Origin of the sequence: Sphingorhabdus sp. 109 (assembly GCF_902506555.1) — a bacterium.
Taxonomy (GTDB): domain Bacteria; phylum Pseudomonadota; class Alphaproteobacteria; order Sphingomonadales; family Sphingomonadaceae; genus Parasphingorhabdus.
Genome location: NZ_LR732707.1, coordinates 47229 through 67211, shown reverse-complemented (window position 1 = coordinate 67211; position 19983 = coordinate 47229). Strand labels below are relative to the sequence as shown.

General features: G+C 59.7%; 17 protein-coding genes. 7 read left to right on the top strand and 10 right to left on the bottom strand.

Annotation, left to right across the window (positions count from 1 at the left end):
• Nucleotides 1-44: 44 nt before the first annotated feature.
• The 3 genes from argB to mutS are packed head-to-tail and all read right to left on the bottom strand — an operon-like array spanning nucleotide 45 to nucleotide 4144.
• Nucleotides 45-962, bottom strand: a complete 918-nt coding sequence (gene argB, locus BOSE62_RS00330) for an acetylglutamate kinase (RefSeq protein ID WP_159640209.1) — start codon at nucleotides 960-962, stop codon at nucleotides 45-47.
• Between the two features lie 43 nt (nucleotides 963-1005).
• Complete coding sequence (locus tag BOSE62_RS00325) at nucleotides 1006-1560, bottom strand: peroxiredoxin (RefSeq protein ID WP_159640206.1); 555 nt, start codon at nucleotides 1558-1560, stop codon at nucleotides 1006-1008.
• Between the two features lie 4 nt (nucleotides 1561-1564).
• Nucleotides 1565-4144, bottom strand: a complete 2580-nt coding sequence (gene mutS, locus BOSE62_RS00320; protein WP_159647822.1) for a DNA mismatch repair protein MutS — start codon at nucleotides 4142-4144, stop codon at nucleotides 1565-1567.
• Nucleotides 4145-4384: 240 nt separating this feature from the next.
• Here mutS and BOSE62_RS00315 point away from each other — a divergent pair, with 240 nt between their 5' ends.
• Nucleotides 4385-6655 (top strand): NADP-dependent malic enzyme, encoded by a 2271-nt coding sequence (locus tag BOSE62_RS00315; protein ID WP_159640203.1) that lies wholly within the window; start codon nucleotides 4385-4387, stop codon nucleotides 6653-6655.
• A 34-nt stretch (nucleotides 6656-6689) separates the two neighbouring features.
• Here the strand turns inward: BOSE62_RS00315 and BOSE62_RS00310 are convergent, their stop codons facing one another.
• On the bottom strand, nucleotides 6690-7181 hold the full coding sequence (locus BOSE62_RS00310; protein WP_159640200.1) for an outer membrane protein assembly factor BamE: 492 nt from the start codon (nucleotides 7179-7181) through the stop codon (nucleotides 6690-6692).
• A 147-nt stretch (nucleotides 7182-7328) separates the two neighbouring features.
• Between BOSE62_RS00310 and BOSE62_RS00305 the strand changes: the two genes are divergently transcribed.
• Nucleotides 7329-7862 (top strand): ubiquinol-cytochrome C chaperone family protein, encoded by a 534-nt coding sequence (locus BOSE62_RS00305; RefSeq protein ID WP_159640197.1) that lies wholly within the window; start codon nucleotides 7329-7331, stop codon nucleotides 7860-7862.
• Nucleotides 7859-8383, top strand: a complete 525-nt coding sequence (locus tag BOSE62_RS00300) for a YceD family protein (RefSeq protein ID WP_159640194.1) — start codon at nucleotides 7859-7861, stop codon at nucleotides 8381-8383. The genes BOSE62_RS00305 and BOSE62_RS00300 overlap by 4 nt, the downstream gene beginning before the upstream one ends.
• Here BOSE62_RS00300 and BOSE62_RS00295 read toward each other — a convergent pair.
• Both BOSE62_RS00295 and BOSE62_RS00290 read right to left on the bottom strand, forming a co-directional pair.
• The gene (locus BOSE62_RS00295; RefSeq protein WP_159640191.1) at nucleotides 8380-11160 is read right to left on the bottom strand and encodes a [protein-PII] uridylyltransferase; all 2781 of its coding nucleotides are present in this window, start codon (nucleotides 11158-11160) and stop codon (nucleotides 8380-8382) included. The genes BOSE62_RS00300 and BOSE62_RS00295 overlap by 4 nt on opposite strands.
• Nucleotides 11157-12866: a class I adenylate-forming enzyme family protein gene (locus tag BOSE62_RS00290; protein WP_159640188.1), complete on the bottom strand. Its 1710-nt coding sequence runs from the start codon at nucleotides 12864-12866 to the stop codon at nucleotides 11157-11159. Before BOSE62_RS00290 ends, BOSE62_RS00295 begins: the two co-directional genes overlap by 4 nt.
• Nucleotides 12867-12945: 79 nt before the next feature.
• Here BOSE62_RS00290 and lgt point away from each other — a divergent pair, with 79 nt between their 5' ends.
• Together lgt and BOSE62_RS00280 are read left to right on the top strand one after the other, a co-directional pair.
• On the top strand, nucleotides 12946-13812 hold the full coding sequence (gene lgt / locus BOSE62_RS00285; RefSeq protein ID WP_159640185.1) for a prolipoprotein diacylglyceryl transferase: 867 nt from the start codon (nucleotides 12946-12948) through the stop codon (nucleotides 13810-13812).
• The gene (locus BOSE62_RS00280; RefSeq protein WP_236553747.1) at nucleotides 13805-14884 is read left to right on the top strand and encodes a class I SAM-dependent methyltransferase; all 1080 of its coding nucleotides are present in this window, start codon (nucleotides 13805-13807) and stop codon (nucleotides 14882-14884) included. The genes lgt and BOSE62_RS00280 overlap by 8 nt, the downstream gene beginning before the upstream one ends.
• Nucleotides 14885-14901: 17 nt before the next feature.
• On the opposite strand, the gene BOSE62_RS00275 is transcribed toward BOSE62_RS00280, so the two are convergent.
• From BOSE62_RS00275 to BOSE62_RS00260, 4 genes are all read right to left on the bottom strand, one after another.
• Nucleotides 14902-15495 (bottom strand): ABC-type transport auxiliary lipoprotein family protein, encoded by a 594-nt coding sequence (locus BOSE62_RS00275; protein WP_159640182.1) that lies wholly within the window; start codon nucleotides 15493-15495, stop codon nucleotides 14902-14904.
• Between the two features lie 10 nt (nucleotides 15496-15505).
• Complete coding sequence (locus BOSE62_RS00270) at nucleotides 15506-16453, bottom strand: MlaD family protein (protein WP_159640179.1); 948 nt, start codon at nucleotides 16451-16453, stop codon at nucleotides 15506-15508.
• Between the two features lie 65 nt (nucleotides 16454-16518).
• Nucleotides 16519-17334: an ABC transporter ATP-binding protein gene (locus BOSE62_RS00265; protein WP_159640176.1), complete on the bottom strand. Its 816-nt coding sequence runs from the start codon at nucleotides 17332-17334 to the stop codon at nucleotides 16519-16521.
• Nucleotides 17334-18446 (bottom strand): ABC transporter permease, encoded by a 1113-nt coding sequence (locus BOSE62_RS00260; protein WP_159640173.1) that lies wholly within the window; start codon nucleotides 18444-18446, stop codon nucleotides 17334-17336. Before BOSE62_RS00260 ends, BOSE62_RS00265 begins: the two co-directional genes overlap by 1 nt.
• Before the next feature lie 115 nt (nucleotides 18447-18561).
• Here BOSE62_RS00260 and BOSE62_RS00255 point away from each other — a divergent pair, with 115 nt between their 5' ends.
• Complete coding sequence (locus tag BOSE62_RS00255) at nucleotides 18562-19233, top strand: HAD family hydrolase (RefSeq protein ID WP_236553745.1); 672 nt, start codon at nucleotides 18562-18564, stop codon at nucleotides 19231-19233.
• Between the two features lie 145 nt (nucleotides 19234-19378).
• A complete protein-coding gene (locus BOSE62_RS00250) occupies nucleotides 19379-19945 on the top strand; it encodes a DUF1993 domain-containing protein (protein ID WP_159640170.1) in 567 nt (188 codons plus the stop codon).
• The last annotated feature ends 38 nt before the right edge of the window (nucleotides 19946-19983 follow it).

The window sequence follows — 19983 nt, the reverse complement described above, 5'->3', positions numbered from 1 at the left end:
ATGCCAGAATTTTACTGTGTCACCAATATAAGACAGCGGGCGGATTATTCAACCGGCAGAAAATCGTCCTTGACCAGCGTACCAGCACCCTTGCTGGTGAAGATCTCGAGCAGCATCGCGTGCGGAATCCGACCGTCGAGCACGACCGCCGCATCGACCCCGCCCTGCACCGCATTGACGCAGGTTTCCAGTTTCGGGATCATCCCGCCGGAGATCGTGCCCTCGTCGACCAGCGCCCGGATCTTTTGCGGGTCGAGATCGGTCAGCAACTCGCCCTGCTTGTCCAACACGCCGGGCACATCGGTCAGCAGGAACAGGCGCGCCGCGCGCAGAGCCGAGGCCACGGCTCCGGCCATGGTGTCGGCGTTGATATTATAGGTCGCACCATCGTCACCGACGCCGATCGGCGCGATGACCGGGATCATTCCGGCAGCGGAAATCCGGTCGACCACGCTGCGATCCACTCTTCTGGGCTCGCCGACATAGCCGAGATCGATGATCCGTTCGATATTGCTGTCCGGATCGCGATTGGTGCGGCGCAGCTTGGACGCCTTGACAAAACCGCCATCCTTGCCGGAAATGCCGATGGCGCTGCCGCCGGCCTGTCCGATCCAGCTGACCAGTTCCTTGTTGATTGCGCCGGAGAGCACCATTTCGGCGATTTCCGCGGTTTCCTTCGTGGTGACCCGCAGACCGTCGACAAATTCGCTTTCCACGCCGACCCGCGCCAGCATCGCCCCGATTTGCGGTCCGCCACCGTGTACGACCACCGGGTTGATCCCGACCGCCTTGAGCAGCACGATATCCTGCGCGAAATTGCGCGCCAGCGTCGCATCGCCCATGGCATGGCCGCCATATTTGACGACAAAGGTCTTGCCCGCATAGCGTTGCAGATAGGGCAAGGCATCGGTGAGCGTTTCCGCTTTGGCGAGCATGGCGGGATCGGGTGCGTGATCAGTCATGGGCATCTTTCAATCCAGGCGCAGCGCAAATGCAAGCGTTAAATCAGCTTTCGGAAAGGGCTTTCACTTTTTCCAGCGTGCCGGCCACATGGCCGTGCGGCTTCGTCGCGCTATGGACAAAGACGATTTTCCCCTGCCGGTCGATAACATAGCTGGTCCGATTGGTCATCGCGAGGCCGGGTGCCATGCGAACCTGATAGCCGTTGATGATCTTTTCGTCCGCCGGGGCAACCGCGAACTTGTTGCGGCATTCGGAAACGGAAAATTTCTTCAAGCCCTCGATATCATCGCCCGACATGCCGATGACCGTTGCGCCCGCAGCATTGAAGTCGGCGGTGGCCTCGGCAAACATATTGGCCTCGATCGTGCAGCCCTCGGTAAAGACCTTGGGAAAGAAATAGAGCACAACGGGCCCGTTTTTCAGCTTGTCGGACAGCGAAAATTCAAAGGCTTCGCCAGCCAGGGCACCCGTGGTGGTGAAATCCGGAGCGGTAGCACCGATTTCCAGCGGTTCTGCGTTAGCGCTGCGGGTGTTGTAGACAAAGGCAGAGCCGCCGATGATCGCCACGGCGAGCAGGATTACGATCCATTTTTTCATATCTTCATTCCTGTTCGAGCTGCGACTTGAGCGCATAGAGCTGGTCCAGCGCCTCGCGCGGAGACAGCGCGTCTACATCGATCGCGCCCAGAGCCTCCCGCAAACCGTCGGACTTTTCTTCCCCCTCCGCAAGACTTGCGGCAAATAACGGCAGATCACCGAGACCCGCTGCAAGGCCGCCGGTTTCCGCCTTGCCGGCCTCGAGCTTGTCGAGCACCGCCTTGGCGCGGTTGAGGACCGGCCTGGGGATGCCCGCGAGCTTCGCCACCGCCAGGCCATAGCTTCTGTCCGCCGGGCCTTTCGCCAGCTCGTGGAGCAGCACCAGATCGCCCTTCCACTCACGCGCGCGCACATGGTGCAGCGACAGCGAATCGAGCCGGTCTGCCAGCCGGGTCAGTTCGTGATAATGGGTGGCGAACAGGCAGCGACAGCGATTGGTCTCGTGCACAGCCTCGACCACCGCCCAGGCCAAAGCCAGACCGTCATAGGTCGATGTGCCCCTGCCCACTTCATCGAGAATGACGAAACTGTTCTCGGTCGCCTGCGACAGAATCGCCGCTGTCTCGACCATCTCGACCATGAAGGTCGAGCGGCCCTGCGCCAGATTGTCCGATGCACCGACGCGACTGAACAGACGGTCGACCAGACTGAGCCTCGCCGAGGCTGCCGGCACATAGCCGCCGGCTTGCGCGAGGATGACGATCAGCGCATTTTGGCGCAAGAAGGTCGATTTACCGCCCATATTGGGGCCGGACACCAGCCACAGCCGCTCGTCCTGTGCCAGACAGCAATCATTGGCGACAAAGGGATCGCCCTTGGCCGACAGCGCCGCTTCGACCACCGGATGACGACCGGCCCGGATATCAAGCACATTGCCATCGACAAATTCGGGACGGCACCATTGCCCCTCGGCGGCGCGTTCGGCCAGCGCCGCCGCGACATCGATCCGGGCCAGCGCGTCGGCGCTTTCGCCAATCTCCTGCTTGCGGGCCAGCACCTTGTCGACCAGTTCCTCGAAATGGGCCGCTTCTGCCGCCAGCGCATGGGCACCGGCCTGCGACACGCGCACCGCCTCTTCGTGCAGATCGGTCGAGTTAAACCGCACCACACCGGCCAGCGTCTGGCGATGGGTGAAACCGGAATTTTCCGCCATCAGGCTGTCGCCATGACGGGCGGGCACTTCGATGAAATAGCCGAGCACCGCATTATGCTTGATCTTGAGCGTGTTGATGCCGGTCGCCTCGCGATAGCGTGCTTCGAGCGTGGCAATCGCCTGCCGACCGTCGGAACCGGCGCTGCGCAGTTCGTCGAGCGCGGGATCGAAGCCCGTAGCAATATAGCCACCATTGGTCATATCGGTGGGCGGCGCCTCGACCAGCGCCTGCTCGAGCAGATCGACCAGCGCGGCATGGCCGTCCAGCGCCGGCAATATATTGTCTAGCAGTTCGGGCAGACCCGCCAGTTGTGCCAGGCGTTCGCGCAACAGCCGCGCCCCGGCCAGTCCATCGCGAATCTGCCCCAGATCGCGCGGACTGCCTCGCCCTGCCGACACCCGGCCAAGCGCGCGGCCGATATCGGGCAAAGCCTTCAGACCTGTGCGGACATCGTCGCGGATCGCCGAGCCGTCATGGAACCACTGAACCAGTCCGAGCCGACGATTGATCGGCTGTTCGGCAAACAGGGGCGCGGACAGATCGCGTGCCAGCAAGCGGGCGCCAGCGGGTGTAACCGTGCGGTCGATGGCATGGAGCAGACTCCCTTCGCGCCCGCCGGCCAGCGTCCGGTCGATCTCCAGGCTCGCCCGCGTCGGGCCGTCGATCGAGAGAAATTCCCGCGTTTCCCGCCTTTTCGGCGGATGCAGATAGGGAGCATGGCCTTGCGAGACATGATTCACATAGGCGACAAGACCACCGGCCGTGGCCAGTTCGGCCCGCGAAAATTCGCCCATGCCATCGAGCGTCGCCACTCCGAAATGTTCGCGCAACCGCTTTTCGGCCCGGCTACTGTCGAAATTATCTTTCGCCCAGCCGGTTGCCTTGTGCAGCCGTGGCAGCAGCGATGGCGGACAGATTATTTCCGATGGTGCGATCCGGGCGAGTTCCGCATCAAGCGCATCGTCGGAAATCGTCGCCAGTTCGAAATTGCCGGTCGAAATATCCGCCGCGGCCAGCCCGATCTCGCCCTGCACCTCGGCCAGCGCGACCAGCATATTGTCGCTGCGCGCATCGAGCAGATTGTCTTCGGTCAGGGTACCCGCGGTCACATAGCGGATGATATCCCGCGCAACCAGCGCCTTGTAGCCGCCCCGTGCCTTGGCTTCGGCCGGGGTTTCTGTCTGTTCGGCGATCGCCACCTTGAATCCGGACCGGATCAGCTTGGCCAGATAGCCCTCGGCCGAATGTACGGGCACCCCGCACATCGGGATCGAATCTCCGGCATTTTTGCCGCGCGAGGTCAGCGCGATATCGAGCGCCGCCGCAGCCAGCTTTGCATCCTCGTAAAACAGCTCGAAAAAGTCGCCCATTCGGTAAAATAGCAGGCAATCGCCGGCCTTTTCCTTCAGCCCGAAATATTGCTCCATCATCGGCGTGACCTTGGCCGCTTTCGGCGCGGGCTCTTTTGCCTTTTTGTCTGCTTTGTCCCGAGTCTGGATTGCCATGGCCCTGCGATAGCGGACTGCGGCTGGACATAAAAGAGTAGCGATCGCATCCTATTGATTTTTACTTGATATTGCGGCTCAGGGACAAAAAGAGTAGGTCCCGAACGAAACTTGAACCTGTGATCGGTACTATCGAGCCGCTCTCAGCATATCCGGAGACAGAATTTGGCCGACCAGAACGACAATGATCTAGAATTTTCCGAACGGGAAGCTTTGCTCTTTCACTCCCACGGTCGTCCCGGGAAAATCGAGATTATTGCCTCCAAGCCGATGGCCACCCAGCGCGATCTCAGCCTCGCTTATTCACCCGGCGTTGCCGTCCCGGTCCGCGCCATCGCCGAAGACCCGTCGAAGGCCTATGATTATACCGCCAAGGGCAATCTGGTCGCGGTGATCTCCAACGGTACTGCTATCCTGGGTCTCGGCAATCTCGGCGCGCTTGCTTCCAAACCGGTAATGGAAGGCAAGGCGGTATTGTTCAAGCGCTTCGCCGATGTCGATTCCATCGATCTGGAACTCGATACCGAAGACGCAGACGCGTTTATCAATGCAGTCCAGCTGATGGAGCCCAGTTTTGGCGGCATCAATCTGGAAGATATCGCAGCGCCGGACTGTTTCATCATCGAACAGACATTGCGCGACCGGATGAACATCCCGGTCTTCCACGATGACCAGCACGGCACCGCAATTATCGCCGCCGCCGGGCTCATCAACGCCTGCCTGCTCACCAACCGCAAGATCGAGGATATCAAGGTTGTCGTCAACGGAGCCGGCGCCGCAGCCATTGCCTGCGCGTCGCTGATCAAGAGCCTCGGCGTACCGCACGACAATCTGACCATGTGCGACCGCAAAGGCGTGATCTACCGGGGCCGCGACGATGTTGACCAGTGGAAATCGGCGCACGCCATAGATACCGATGCGCGCAGCCTGACAGACGCGTTGCAGGGTGCCGACTGTTTCCTCGGCCTGTCCGCTGCCGGTGCGCTCAAGCCCGAAATGGTGAAGGAAATGGCGCCGCAGCCGATCATCTTCGCGATGGCCAATCCCGATCCGGAAATTACCCCGCCCGATGCCAAGGCAGCGCGTCCCGACGCGATTATCGCAACCGGGCGCTCCGACTATCCCAACCAGGTTAATAATGTCATCGGCTTCCCCTTCATTTTCCGGGGTGCGCTGGATGTCCGCGCGACCCGGATCAACGAGGAAATGAAAGTCGCGGCGGCCCATGCCATTGCCGAACTGGCGCGCGAACAGGTTCCGGAAGAGGTGGCCGCGGCCTATGGCGGAAAAGCGCCGACATTTGGCGTCGAATATATCATTCCCGCCCCTTTTGACCCGCGCCTGATGGACGTGGTATCCGCCGCCGTCGCCAAGGCCGCGATGGACAGCGGCGTGGCCCAGAAACCGATCGAGGATCTCGACGCCTACCGGCAGAGCCTGAAAGCGCGTCTCAATCCGACCACTTCGGTACTGACGCAGGCTTATGAAGCCTGCCGGCTGTCTCCGAAGCGCGTCATTTTCGCCGAGGCCGAAGAAGCTGTCGTATTGCGGGCAGCGATCCAGTTCCGCGATGGCGGCTATGGCACGCCGGTTCTTGTCGGGCGCGAAGATCGCGTTCGCCAGCAGCTTGCCGAACTGGGCGTCAGCGATCCGGACAGTTTCGAGGTACACAACAGCCGCAACAGTCCGCTGGTTCCAGACATGGTCAGCATGCTTTATGAACGTCTCCATCGCCGCGGGTTCATGGAGCGCGACATCAAGCGCATGGTTAACCAGGACCGGAATATCTTCGGTTCCGCGCTGCTCTCCATGGATCAGGGCGATGCGATGATCACCGGCGTAACCCGCCCCTATTCGCAGACCTTCCGCGATGTCGCCAAGGTGATTGATGTCGAGAAGGGTCGTACGGCGCTCGGCATCCATGTCATGGTCGGCCAGCATCACACGGTATTCATGGCAGACACGACGGTCAATGAACGGCCCTCTGCGCATGAACTGGCGGATATCGCCGAACAGACAGCCGCGGTTGCCCGGCAGATGGGCCACGAACCGCGCGTCGCTTTTCTCAGCTATTCGACCTTCGGCAATCCCGAAGGCCGCTGGCTGGAAAATCTGCGTGAAGCGGTTGCGCTGCTCGACCAGCGTCGGGTCAATTTCGAATATGAAGGCGAAATGGCGCCGGACGTCGCGCTCAATCCGAAACTGATGGGCAATTACCCGTTCAGCCGTCTGTCGCAGCCGGCCAATGTGCTGGTCATGCCAGGACTGCAATCAGCCAATCTGTCCGCCAAGCTGTTACGCGAACTGGGTGGGGACTCGGTCATCGGACCGATGCTTGTCGGTCTGGAAAAATCGGTACAGATTGCCACCATGGCATCGGCGGCGTCCGAACTGGTAACACTCGCCGTGCTGGCTGCCAGCGGTATCGCGAAATAGTAGCGACCGCCGGGTCCCAGACCCGGCGGGCCCGTCAGGGCATGGTGGGATCGTTGCTTGCGCCTTGCGCGCCGGGCGCGCCAACTGCACCGATATTGCCGAACAATTCCTCGAAGAAGGAGCGGTCGCGGCCGAGCGTCGGCGTCTTGTCGCCATCCGGGCTGATACTCGCAACCAGTTCCAGACCGGTCCGGTCGACCGCAGCAACATTGCCGTCTGCATCGAAAATTATCCGCATAACCTGCTGTTCGCGAGGGCGCGGGTTGTTGAAACCATATTGCCGGGTGTCGCGGGACAGATAGTACCAGGTGCTGTCGTCAAACTGGCCGGTGAAAGTCGGCCGGCCGAGCGAAGCTTCTACCGACTGGCGATTGTCGACGCCAGCCTGAACGGCGGACATCAACACCTCGTCGGCGATATATCCCTGATGGCCCCGCACCTGCGTGCAGCCGGCGATCGTCATCGTGCCGGCCATGAGCCCCAGCCACAGACTGTATTTCTTGATATTGCCGACCATCAAACTCATTCTCCACTATCCAGCCAGCACCGTATCGGTGCCTGACTCATCATCGCCCATTGCATCTCGCGCCATAAATATCAATATGCCCTGTATCCAGACTTAACAACCGGCCCGATCGTCCATAAACTTGCGATCCAACCAGCGGAACCAGCAATGTCCTTTTTCAGCAAGATTTTTTCCCGTGACAACCCCAATGCCAAGATGCAGTCATTATATAATGCGATCGTCAGCGAGGGGCGGCAACTGGCCTGGTATGAAGAGGCGCAAGTGCCCGACAGCATCGATGGCCGGTTTGACATGATCGCGGCGATATTTTCACTCGTATTGATCCGTCTGGAAAAGGACGAGTCCCGGGGTCAGGACATCGCCTGGCTGTCAGAGATTTTCATCAGTGATATGGAAGGACAGCTGCGCCAGATCGGTATTGGTGACATGGTTGTGGGCAAGCATGTCGGCCGGCTGATGGGCGCGCTTGGCGGCCGGGTCGGCGCCTATCGTGATGCGCTGGAAAATGATGCCGATCTGAAGGACGCAATCGTGCGTAATATTTTCCGCGGCGAGAAACCGGATGACGAGGCCCTGGATATTCTTGCCCGCCGCCTCGCGGCCTATCATGCCGCGCTCGGTGCTTGCGGCACCGAAGCGATCATCGCAGGACAACTGCCCGCCAGCGGGACGGCCATATGATGGAGCAACCGGAATTCTCGCGTATCGTCAGGCTGTCGGAAATTGGATCCACCGCGCGCAGCGGCGAGCTGTCTGCCGACGAGGAGGAACGCAAAAAGCTGGCACGACGGTTTGATCTGCCGAAGATCAGCAGGCTGGAAGCCAGCTACAGCCTGCTCGCCGGCGAAGACCGTATCGGCTTTACCGGGCAACTGGAATCCGACCTGCAGCAGCGCTGTGTCGTTACCGGGGAAAGCTTTCAGGTCCGGCTCCGCGAGGATTTCGATATCGCCTTTGTGCCTGAACTGGACATCGCCAGCGCGGAGGAAGAAATCGAGCTGACCGAAGAAGATTGCGACATCATCGAATATGAAAACGGCCAGCTCGATCTCGGCGAAGCGATCGCCCAGACGCTCTACCTTGCGCTCGATCCCTTTCCGCGCGGCCCCAATGCCGATGCGGTGGCACAGGAAGTGCTCAAATCGGAAGAAGAAGCCGGGCCCTTTGGCGCGCTGGCAGCGCTGAAGGACAAGCTGCCCTAGGCTGTTTCCTTGTCATCCTTGATCGCCGCTGCATTGATCAGCCGCTTCTGCAATCCGTTCAGCCGCTGTTTGCTGGTGATCTTGCTGCCGAGAAGGTCGGTGATATAGAATGTATCAACCGCCCGCTCGCCATAGGTGGCGATATGCGCGCTGTGCACGGTGACCTTTGATTCGAACAGCGCATAGGCCAGTTCGTTGAGCAGCGCCGGGCGATCCTGGGCATTGACTTCGATCACGGTAAACCGGTTGGAAGCTTCATTGTCGACCAGGGCAAAGGGAGTGATCTTGAACGCCCCGGCCCGCGAATGGGCCAGCGGGCGTGCCTCCAGTTTGCTGGAGAGCTTGGCCCGGTTTGCCAAGGCATCCTCGACCGCCTGCTTGATCCGCTCCAGCTGCGCCTTTTCCGAAAAGGCCTTGCCATGCGGGTCTTGTACCAGAAAATTGTCCAGCGCCATGCCATCGCGGGTGGTATGAATGCGCGCGTCGATGATATTGCCGCCCGAGACATGGATGCCCCCGGCGATCCGGTAGAATAGCCCGGGATGGTCAGCGGCATAGACGGTGATCAGCGTCGCGCCGCGTTCGGGATAGACATCCGCGAAAATCGCGAGATCCGTATCACCGGCTTCCAGGACCAGCTGGGCGTTTTGCACGATGATATCGTCCGGCTCGGCAATCCAGTAGGCATCGGTAAAGCGCGCGGCCAGATCGTTGAATGTGGCTTCCGGCAATTTCAGCGCCTCTGCCAGAACTGCCTTTTTCTCCTCGACCCGATCCTTGCGACCACGCTGCTTGTGGCCGAGCAGAAGCATTTCCTGCGCGGCTTCAAACAGGTCGGTCAGCAACTGCCGTTTCCAGCTGTTCCACACGCCAGGCCCTACCGCGCGAATGTCGACGACAGTCAATACCGTGAGTTGGCGGAGCCGTTCGACGCTTTTCACTTGGCTGGCGAAATCCTGGATCGTCTTGAAATCCGAAAGATCGCGCTTGAACGCGACCGCCGACATCAGCAGATGGTTGCGGACCAGCCAGGCAACCAGTTCGGTTTCATGCGGTTTCAGGCCCAGTCGCGGGCAAAGCTCCATCGCCACTTCCGCACCCAGCACGCTATGATCGCCGCCTCGTCCCTTGGCAATGTCGTGCAACAGGGTCGCAACGAATATCACCCGCCGGTTCTGCAATTTCTCCATCGTCGCCGTACTGTTCGGATGATCGTCCGCAAGATCGCCCCGTCCAATCTTTGCCAGTAGGCCAATGGCACGGATCGTATGCTCGTCGACCGTATAATGGTGGTACATGTCGAACTGCATCTGCGCCACAACCCGGCCAAAGTCGGGAATGAAGCGGCCGAAGATTGCAGCCTCGTTCATCCAGCGCAACACCAGCTCGGGATCCCGCGGCGAGCAGAGTATGTCCAGAAACAGTTTGTTGGCCCGCGCGTTTTTGCGGACTTTATTATCGATCAGCTTGGCATCCCGGCGCGCAGCCCGCATCGCCATGGGATGGACTTCCAGTTCATATTTGTCGGCGAGCCAGAAGATTTCCAGCAACCGCAGCGGGTCTTCCTCGAAAAATTCCTCGCTGGGCAAGGCCAGCCGACCGCGATCCAGCACGAACCCCTTGAGCTTTTTCGGCTTGCGGGTCAGCGACGGCAGGAAACGCCGCACGCCGGCGTTATGGGTTTCATCGAGATGGGCGAGGAATACGCCCGTCAGATTGCCAACGACCTTCGCGTTCAGGAAATAATATTGCATGAACCGTTCGACCGACGATTTGCCGGGCCGATCGGCGAAACGCATCCGGCTCGCCACTTCGGGTTGCAGATCGAAGGTCAGGCGGTCTTCCGCCCGACCGGTGATGTCGTGCATATGGCAGCGTACCGCCCAGAGGAAATTGGCGGCCTTGCGAAAGCGCTTGAATTCATCGACGGTGAGCAAGCCGACGTCGACCAGCTGTTCGGCGGATGTCACCCGATGGATATATTTGCCGATCCAGTAGAGCGTCTGCAGGTCGCGCAAGCCGCCCTTGCCTTCCTTGACATTCGGTTCGACGACATAGCGGCTGTCCCCCATCTTGACGTGCCGGGCATCGCGCTCGGCCAGTTTTTCGGAGACGAAGGCACTATCGGTACCGGCGACGACATCGCTGAAAAAACGCTGCTTGGCTTCTTCGTAGACGCCGGTATCGCCCCAGATATAGCGGCCTTCAAGCAAGGCGGTCCGGATCGACAAATCCTCTTTTGCCATACGCACCATTTCGTCGATCGAGCGGCTGCTCTGCCCGACCTTGAAGCCGAGATCCCAGAGCCAGTAGAGCATTGCCTCGACCGCCTGCTCGGTCCAGCTGTTGGTCTTGTGCGGTGTGAGAAAAGCGATATCCACATCACTGTGTGGCGCCATTTCACCGCGGCCGTAACCGCCGACCGCCATCACCGCGATACGCTCGCCGGACGATGGATTGCTTACCGGATATTGGTGATAGACGGCGATATCGTGAATCAGGCGGACCAGCTGGTCAACCAGAAAGGACTGGGCCGCCGCCATTTCGTGCCCGGCCGAGGGCTTCTTCAGCAGCCGCCTGCTGATTTCCGCGCGCCCCGATGCCAGAGCATCCTGCAGGACCGGCAGAATCTTCTCCCGCGCCTTGGGCATGCCATATTCGGCAATCAGCGCGTCAATCTCTTCCGCCAGCTCACGCCGGTTGACGATATCCCGCTGCCGGACGATCCGTTTGCCCGGATCTGCTGGCGCTGCCGGAATATCAGCCCGAATATTCATCCTGTTGCCGCCAGTTCGTCGCGATGCTTTTTCGCCAGCACGATTTTCGCGATTTTTGCAGTGCCCAGTTTCGGCAGCGGCTCGTCATATTGCCAGATATGGACGGGCAGCTTGAACGGTGCGAGCTGGTGTTTGAGAAACTCCATCAGTTCCTCGTCGGTCAGGCTGTGTCCATCCTTGGTGTGATAGACCAGAGCCGGCACCTCCCCGAACCGTTCGTCGGGAACACCAAAAATACAGGCTTCGGCCACCGCCGGATTGGCATAGACCGCCGCTTCGACTTCCTGACAGCTGATATTCTCGCCGCCGCGGATGATGATTTCCTTCTTGCGGTCGACGATGAACAGATAGCCCTCGGGATCGAGATAGCCGATATCGCCGGTGCGGAAATAGCCATCATCGGTGAACGCGTCCTTGGTTGCCTCTTCATTGTTCCAGTAGCCGGTAAAATTGGCAGCGGTCCGGATGCACACTTCGCCGCGCTCGCCCTGCGACATCTTGTTGCCGTCATCGTCGAGGATCGCGACATCGACGATTGGCGGGGTCGCGCGGCCGGTGCTGTCCGGCTTGGCGAGATAATTTTCATTCTGGTTGGAACAGCCGACACCGTTGGTTTCGGTCAGGCCATAGCCGATCACCGGATAGCCATCGCCCATCTTCTCCTTGATCCGCCGGACATGTTCGACCGGACGCGGCGCGCCACCGGCGGCCATGGTAACGCAGCTGCTCAGATCATATTTGTCGAAATGCGGGTGGGAATAGATTTCCATGCTCATCAGCGGCACGCCGACAAAATAGGTTACGCGCTCTTTCTCGATCAGACGCATCGCCTCTTCCGCGTCCCATTTGTTGAGGAACACCAGCTTGCGACCGATCGCATAGCTGACCAGCACCAGTGGTACCGACGCGGTGACATGGAACAACGGCACACAGACCATCGCGGTCGGCTGTCCCTCGGGCATCGTGCCCTGTTTCTCCATGATATGGACCAGCACCAGCACGGTGCCGACAAAGCTCATCGCGCCCTGCACCACCGAGCGATGCTCGGCATAGGCGCCCTTCGAGCGGCCGGTCGATCCGGAGGTAAACAGGATGGTCGCATTATCTTCCGGCGCCATCTGCGGCAGCGGCGTTTCTGCCCCACCTCCTTTTTCCAGCATGATTTTCAGGCCTTCGAGCGGCATCTTGTCATGTTCGAAAATCAGCAACTCCGCGCCGTGATCGCGTTTGGACTCCACCAGACGCTGCGCTCTCTGGTAATCGGCAAAAACATAGGAACAGCCGACATCCTCGATCCCGTCGGCCAGTTCATCGCCCTGCCACCAGCCATTCAGCTTGGTCGAGACGCCGCCCGCCATGGTGATGGCCATGTCGAGAACGACCCAGTTGGCCGAGTTGCGCGCGGCGATACCGATCCGGTCGCCTTTTTGCACGCCATAGCCCTCGACCAGTCCGCCGGCCAAAACGCGGGCGGCCTTGTAAGTCTCGCCAAAGGTCAGCCGGATATCACCGTCGACCAGAAATTCCTTGTCCGCATGTTGATTGCAGAAATAGGCGAAATAATCCGAAACATTCTGTGGCGCGTTTTTGAAAATCGGCATGTCGACGCCGAATTTGTTGATCGTGTCCAGTTCCAGTAACTGACCAGGCTGGGTCAGCGCTTCCAGCGTTTTGTCGATTACCAGATCCAGTTCAGAGGTCGCCATTATTCAAGTCTCCCGTTGTTCCCTCTTGGTAAAGGGGAATTTCCCTTTATATGGACAGGAAACCACGCGGGGAAAAGAGTTGATTGATATTATATTGGCCAATGCGGCACAGTTTACGCAGTTTACAGAGCTTGGCCTCTCTCCCAATGCGCTCGATCTCGGCTTCTTTCAGCTCAAATGGTATTCGCTGGCCTATCTCGCGGGCATTTTGATCGGCTACTGGTATCTCACCAAATTGGTCGACCAGCCGGGATCGCCCATGGCCCGCCGCCATGCCGATGATATGATCTTCTGGGCAACGCTCGGGATCATCGTCGGTGGCCGTCTCGGTTATGTGTTTTTCTACGCACCCGAAATCCTGCTCGAACCGGTCAGGATATTGCAGGTCTGGAACGGCGGCATGTCGCTTCACGGCGGCACGATCGGCGTTGTGCTCGCCCTGTGGTGGTCCGCGCGGCGGGAGAAGCTCGATTTTCTGCGTATGTGCGATTATATCGCCTGTGTCATTCCCTTTGGCCTGTTCTTCGGGCGGCTGGCCAATTTCGTCAATGGCGAGCTGTGGGGCCGCGCGACCGATGTGCCCTGGGCTATTGTCTTCCCGATGGGCGGCAATGTCGCGCGCCATCCCAGCCAGCTTTATGAAGCGGGGCTTGAGGGCATTCTCTACTTCATCATTCTCTCCTTGCTCTTCTGGAAAACCGATGCCCGCTACCAGCCCGGCAAGCTGGTCGGCACCGGCTTGCTGGTTTACGGATTCAGTCGCTTCTTCGTCGAGTTTTTCCGCCAGCCCGACGCCCAGTTGATCTGGCTGGTCGAGCAGTTCGGTTTCAGCATGGGCCAGTGGCTGACGGTGCCGATGATATTGCTCGGCGCGTGGCTGGTGCTCACCGCGAAGGGGCGGCGCAAGCGGGTTGAACCGGTGGCTGGAGACAAGAGCGTTGCCTGACGGCATAAAGGCAGATTTCCCCAGCGCAGCGCATGTAATCGCGGACAGGATCGACCGTGAAGGTCCGATCCCGCTCGGCGACTATATGGCGATCGCCAATGACCATTATTACGCCAGCAAGGACCCGCTGGGTGAAGAAGGCGACTTTGTCACCGCTCCGGAAATCAGCCAGATGTTCGGCGAAATCATCGGCATCTGGCTGGCTGATTTATGGTTACGCAAGGGATCGCCCGGCCATTGTCATTATGTCGAACTGGGCCCGGGGCGCGGTACTCTGGCCAGAGACGCGCTGCGCGCTATGCGCAAATTCGGCTGTCATCCTTCGGTTCATTTCGTCGAAACCAGCCCGGTTCTGAAAACCCGGCAGGCCGAGTTGCATCCTGACGCCACATGGCATGACGGCATGGCCAGCCTGCCGGACGACGGGCCATTGCTGATCATTGCGAACGAATTTTTCGATGCGCTGCCGGTCGAGCAGTTCGTCGCGACATCGAAGGGTTGGCGGCGGCAGATGGTCGCGCGGGACCGCAGCAAATTCGTCGCGGTCCTGAGCGAGGATGTAGCCGAAGAGCGGGTGGGTGGCAGTATGAGCGGATTCCCCGAAAACACGATCATCGAGCGTTCTCCGGTCAGTGTGGAGATGACGGGCCAGATCGCCAGCCGGGTTGCCAAACAGGGCGGTACCCTGCTGGTCATCGACTATGGCTATGCAAAACCAGGCACCGGCAGCACATTGCAGGCAGTGAAGGACCATATGCCGATCAGCCCGTTCGACAGTCCCGGTGCTTCCGACCTGACGGCCCATATCGATTTTCATACCTTGGCCAATATCGCGCGCACACGAATGTTGAAAATCCACGGACCATCGGAACAGGGACAATGGCTGAAATCGCTGGGTATCGACCAGCGCGCCGAGGCTCTGATGGCAGCCTCGCCGAAAGAAGCTGACACGATCGCTGCCGCTCACCAGCGATTGACCCATGTGGACGAGATGGGCCGTTTGTTTCGCGTGATGTCGGCAACCTCGATCGACTGGCCGGAGCCCGAGGGTTTCAGCTACGGAGAGGAATAGCCGAACTTGCTAGTGTGCTATCCGACCCACTCGGCAACTTCCGCGGCTACGGTATTGGCCGCGCGGTTCAAGCCTTCCCCGACCGGATCGGGTTCGGCGGCAAAGACGGTTTCGCTAGCCTGAAACCGCTTTTTCTCGACCGGCTTGTCCGCGACCATCTTGACTGCGTCATAGGTGACGGTAACTGTCAGGCTAGGACCGTCGAGGCCGAAATCAACCAGTTCGCCTGTGATATAGATTTGCGCGTTGCCGCCCGCTTCCGTTGCCGTCAGCACCAGCCGGTCGTTTTTGGCGGCAATGGTTTCGCTCAGCAAATCCTGAAAGAGGCGCGCCGGCTTGTCGACCCAGACAGCATCCTTCAGATAGGCTATGCCCGTGCCGGTCGTCTGTACCGGCACGCGGATCGTGTTCAGCTTCTGCGGTGCGGCGGGCAAGGCCACCACCAGCGAGCCGGCCTGCGGTCCGCTGCGCACAGCTCCAGCCGAGAGTTTATGGTCCGGCGAGAGCGATAGCAGCGATGGCGGCGGCTCGGTCCCGCCAAAGCTGACGCAAGCGCTCAACGCAACGGTGGCACCGAGCAGACCGACGGATTTCCAGATTGTGCTCATCATATCGGTCCCTTCATTTTCCTGGCTCATAATCGGGCAGCGCCGGTGCCGAGAGCAAAGATCCTGCCCCGCCCTGATCCAGCCGTTCGGTCACGTTGGTCATCGACTTGGTCAGCGCCTGCATATCTTCGACCAGCTGATCGATTTCCGGCAGTGTCTTTTTCGAGAACCGTTCCGCACCGGGCTGCGCATTTTTCAACACGCCTTCCAGCGCAAGGAGACTTTTCGAAGCGGAGTCCAATGTGGTCGCAAGATTTTTTGCTATAGGCTCGCCATTGTCGGTCAGGAAAGCATTGGTGTTATCCGCTACCAGCCCCAGTTTCTCGGCTGTCTGTCCCGCGTTGCGAATGGCAATACGGGATTCTTCCATTAGCGCTTTGAGAGCCGGCGCCTGCTGCGCGAGGCTCCCGGTAAGCTTGTCGGTATTGGCCAATATGCCGGTGATTGATTTCTGGTTTTCGTCCGACAGCAGCAGCGTCAGCCGGTCTGTCAGCGTCGCCAGTCGCTCCACCACCAAGGGTGCGCTGTTGAGCAATTCGCCGAGCGCGCCCGGTTTGGTCGGGATTACCGGCACCCCTTCGGGGCCAAGATCGGAAATCGGCGGCGCACCCTTTTTGGCACCATCCAGCTGGATATTCGGCGGAGCGGTAAAGCTGACGCTCTGGATCGTGGCGGTGGTGCCTTCCAGGATCGGCGTGTCTTCGCTGACAGCGATGCGGACGCGAACGAAATTCGGATCTTTTTTCCAGAGCTCGACCTTGAGCACCTGCCCGGACGGTACGCCGGCAAAGGTCACGCCAGTTCCGGACGCCAGCCCGCCCACCGATTGCGCGAAGAATATATCATATTCCTTCGTCGTGCCGTCGCCGAAGCGGACGATCCATACGAGAAAGGCGGCCACAAGGGCCAGCATCGCCAAAGTGACAACACCGACAAGGGTATGGTTGGAGCGCGTTTCCATCTATTTCACCTCTATGACGGGCCGTGCCGCCAGCTGCAACGATTCTCTGACCCGCTTGCCCGCTCTCATGCCGGCACCTTTTTACCTGCAAAGGCCATTCGGCCACGCGGGCCGTTGAAATATTCCTGGATCCAGGGATGGTCCAGCGCGAGCAGCTCGTCGATTGTGCCAACCGCGATAACCCGCTGATCGGCAAGCACCGCCACCCGGTCGCAAATGGCGTGCAACGTGTCCAGATCATGGGTAATCAGAAACACCGTCAGGCCGAGGGTCTGCTGCAATTCCTTGGTCAGGGCATCAAATGCGGCCGCGCCGATCGGGTCCAGACCGGCAGTTGGCTCATCCAGAAACAGCAGTTCCGGATCGAGCGCAAGCGCCCGCGCGATGCCGGCCCGCTTGCGCATGCCGCCGGACAGTTCGGACGGATATTTCGGGGCGGCGTCGGGCGACAGTCCGGACAGGCAAACCTTGTATTTGGCCACTTCGCGGCGGAAATCACGGTCCATATCCGGATAGAATTCGCGGATCGGCACCATTACATTTTCCGCCACCGTTAGCGTCGAAAATAGCGCGCCGCCCTGGAACAACACGCCCCAGCGCTTGCGGATCTCGATTGTCTCGGCATCGGACTTGCCCAAAATCGGTTCGCCGAACACCTTGATCTCGCCTTCTTGCGGCGTCTGCAGACCGATGATCGAGCGCATCAGCACCGACTTGCCGGTTCCTGACCCGCCGACCACACCGATAATTTCGCCACGCTGCACATCAAGATCGAGATTGTCATGCACAACCTGCTCGCCAAAGGCGTTGCGCAGGCCGTGTACACTGACGATCGGGCCTTCATAATCGGGATCATAGGCGATGGTTTGAGAGTCGAGCATCAGTCCCATCCGATCCAGGTAAAGAAGACAGCAAAAAAGGCATCAAGCACGATCACAAGGAAAATGGCTTGCACCACGGCTGCAGTGGTCCGTTTACCGACATCTTCGGCATTGCCCTTGACCTGCATGCCCTGGTAACAGCCGGTCACCGCGATGATCGCGCCGAAAACCGGGGCCTTGACCAGCCCGACATAGACATCGGTCAGCGGGACCACTTCCCGGATGCGGGAGAAAAAGGTCGCAGGCGGAATATCCAGTTCGACCCAGCTGAGCAGGCCGCCGCCGATGATCGCGACGATGGATGCGTAAAAGCCGAGCAGCGGCAACATGACGATGGCGGCGATAAACCGCGGCAGCACCAACGCCTCGATCGGTGATACTCCGATCGTGCGCATCGCATCGATTTCCTCGGTCAGCTTCATCGTGCCGATCTGGGCGGCAAAAGCGGAGCCCGACCGGCCCGCGACCATGATCGCGGTCATCAGCACGCCCAGCTCACGCAAGGTCAGCCGGCCGACGAGATTGACGGTAAATACTTCGGCGCCAAATTGCCGCAATTGCACCGCGCCCTGTTGCGCGATCACCAGACCGATAAGAAAGCTCATCAGCCCGATAATCCCGAGCGAGCGGACGCCGACCACGTCGAAACGCTGGATCACCGCATTCCATCTGATACGACCGGGATGCCGGATGAGCCGCAGGAAGCCGATCATGATCGCGCCAAAAAAGCCGATCAGTCCGGTCATCGTGGTAAAGGCAATCGTCGTCGCCTCACCGACTTCGCCCAGCACCCGGATCACCGGATTGGCCGGTTCCGGACGGATTTCGGTCGGCTGATCGGCGGAGGCGACCGCGGCGATGAGCCGTTCCGCATCATCATTGGCGCCGACTATCTCGGCGTGCCAGTCGCGCGCGGTGCGATGGATCAGCCATGCACCAACGGTATCGACATAGCCGGTCGCGGAAATATCCAGACGCTGCGCATCGCCTTCATATTGCCTGAGCCGTTCCGGTAGATCGTCAATGCTGGCAATCGACAGGTCGCCGGAAAAATGCAGCGTAACCGCACCATCTTCGGCCGTCTCTTCGACAAAATCGCTCGCTATCGACATCGCATCCATAGGTGACGGAAATTGCGACAAAGCTCAAGAGATTAAACGGTTCAAATATTTGGCGCATTTGCCTGCGGACTGCTATGGGCGGCGCAAACGGAACTATCGGGACACCATGCAGAAAATATCGCTTTACGACATGGACCGCACGATCACCGTGCGCGGAACCTATACACCGTTTCTGTTCCACATGGTTTTCGCCCTCGCCCCGTGGCGCCTGATCTTCCTGCCGATCCTGCCGTTCGGTTTTATCGCCTATGCGCTCAAGCTGATCAGCCGCGGCCAATTGAAGACCTTCAACCAGCGGTGGCTGCTCGGCAGCGCCCCCAGGCTTTCGACGTTGCAGCCGCATATCGAACGGTTCGCCGACGGTGTCTTGCGCCACAATCGACACCGAAAAGCGATCAATCAGATAGAGGCAGACCGCGCGGACGGACGGAAACTGGTGCTGGTGACCGCCTCCTACGAATTATATGCCGGGGCCATTGCCCGGCGTCTGGGGTTCGATCATCTGATCGGGACGCAGCTGGTGGTCGACGGAGAGGGGCGCGTGTTGCCACAGATCAACGGCGAAAATTGCTACGACGATGCCAAGATCGGCCGGATCAAGCAGCTATTCTCCACACAGGGCTGGCAGCGCGGAGAGGCTCATGTCCGCGCCTATTCCGATCATGTCAGCGACGAGGCAATGCTGGAATTTGCTGACGAGGCCATCGCCACCACCCCGACCCCCAAATTGCGCCGTCTGGCCCGGCTGCGCGGCTGGAAAATCGTCGACTGGCGCTGATCCGGGGGGAACGAATCGCCCGGAGCGACAGACGAAAAACTGATCTCGCCACAATCAGCACCCCGATTCCGGTGGACAGACAAGCAGCGATGAACCAGATCGACAGGATGACCAGCTGACCCTGCTTTTTCGGAGATAACAACATATGTCATTCACGCAACTGCTCGTACCGACCTATACACAAATGCTGCGGGCTCTCCAGGGCTGGCTCGGGAAGGCACAGGATCAGCTTCCGGAAGCGGACGCGAGTGCGCTGCTGTCCGCGCGTCTCGCACCCGACATGTTTCCCCTGTCCACCCAGATCCGCTTTGCCTGCGTGCAAGCGCAGGAGGCCGTATTCCGTCTGCAGGGGGAAACATTCCCCTCTTCGCTAGGCGCGCTTGTCGATGAAGGGCGCAACGCAGGAGAACAGCCCGGTTCGTTCGCCGATGCCGAGGCGCGGATTAACGAAACCATCGCCTTGCTGGAAGGTCTGATCCCCGGCGCGCTCGACAAAGACCCGGGCGCCCCGGTCGCGCACGAACTTCCCAATGGCATGGTGCTTGATCTCACCGCGGAGCAATATGCCCGGGACTGGACGCTGGGACAGTTCTATTTTCACCTGATGACCGCTTATGCGATATTGCGCAGCGAGATGATCGAACTCGGTAAAGCGGATTATATCCCGCACATGTTTCCCTATATTCGGCCAGATACGATCCCAGCACACTGATCGTTTGGCTTCCGGGCGTCAACCGGTGGTTGACAGTT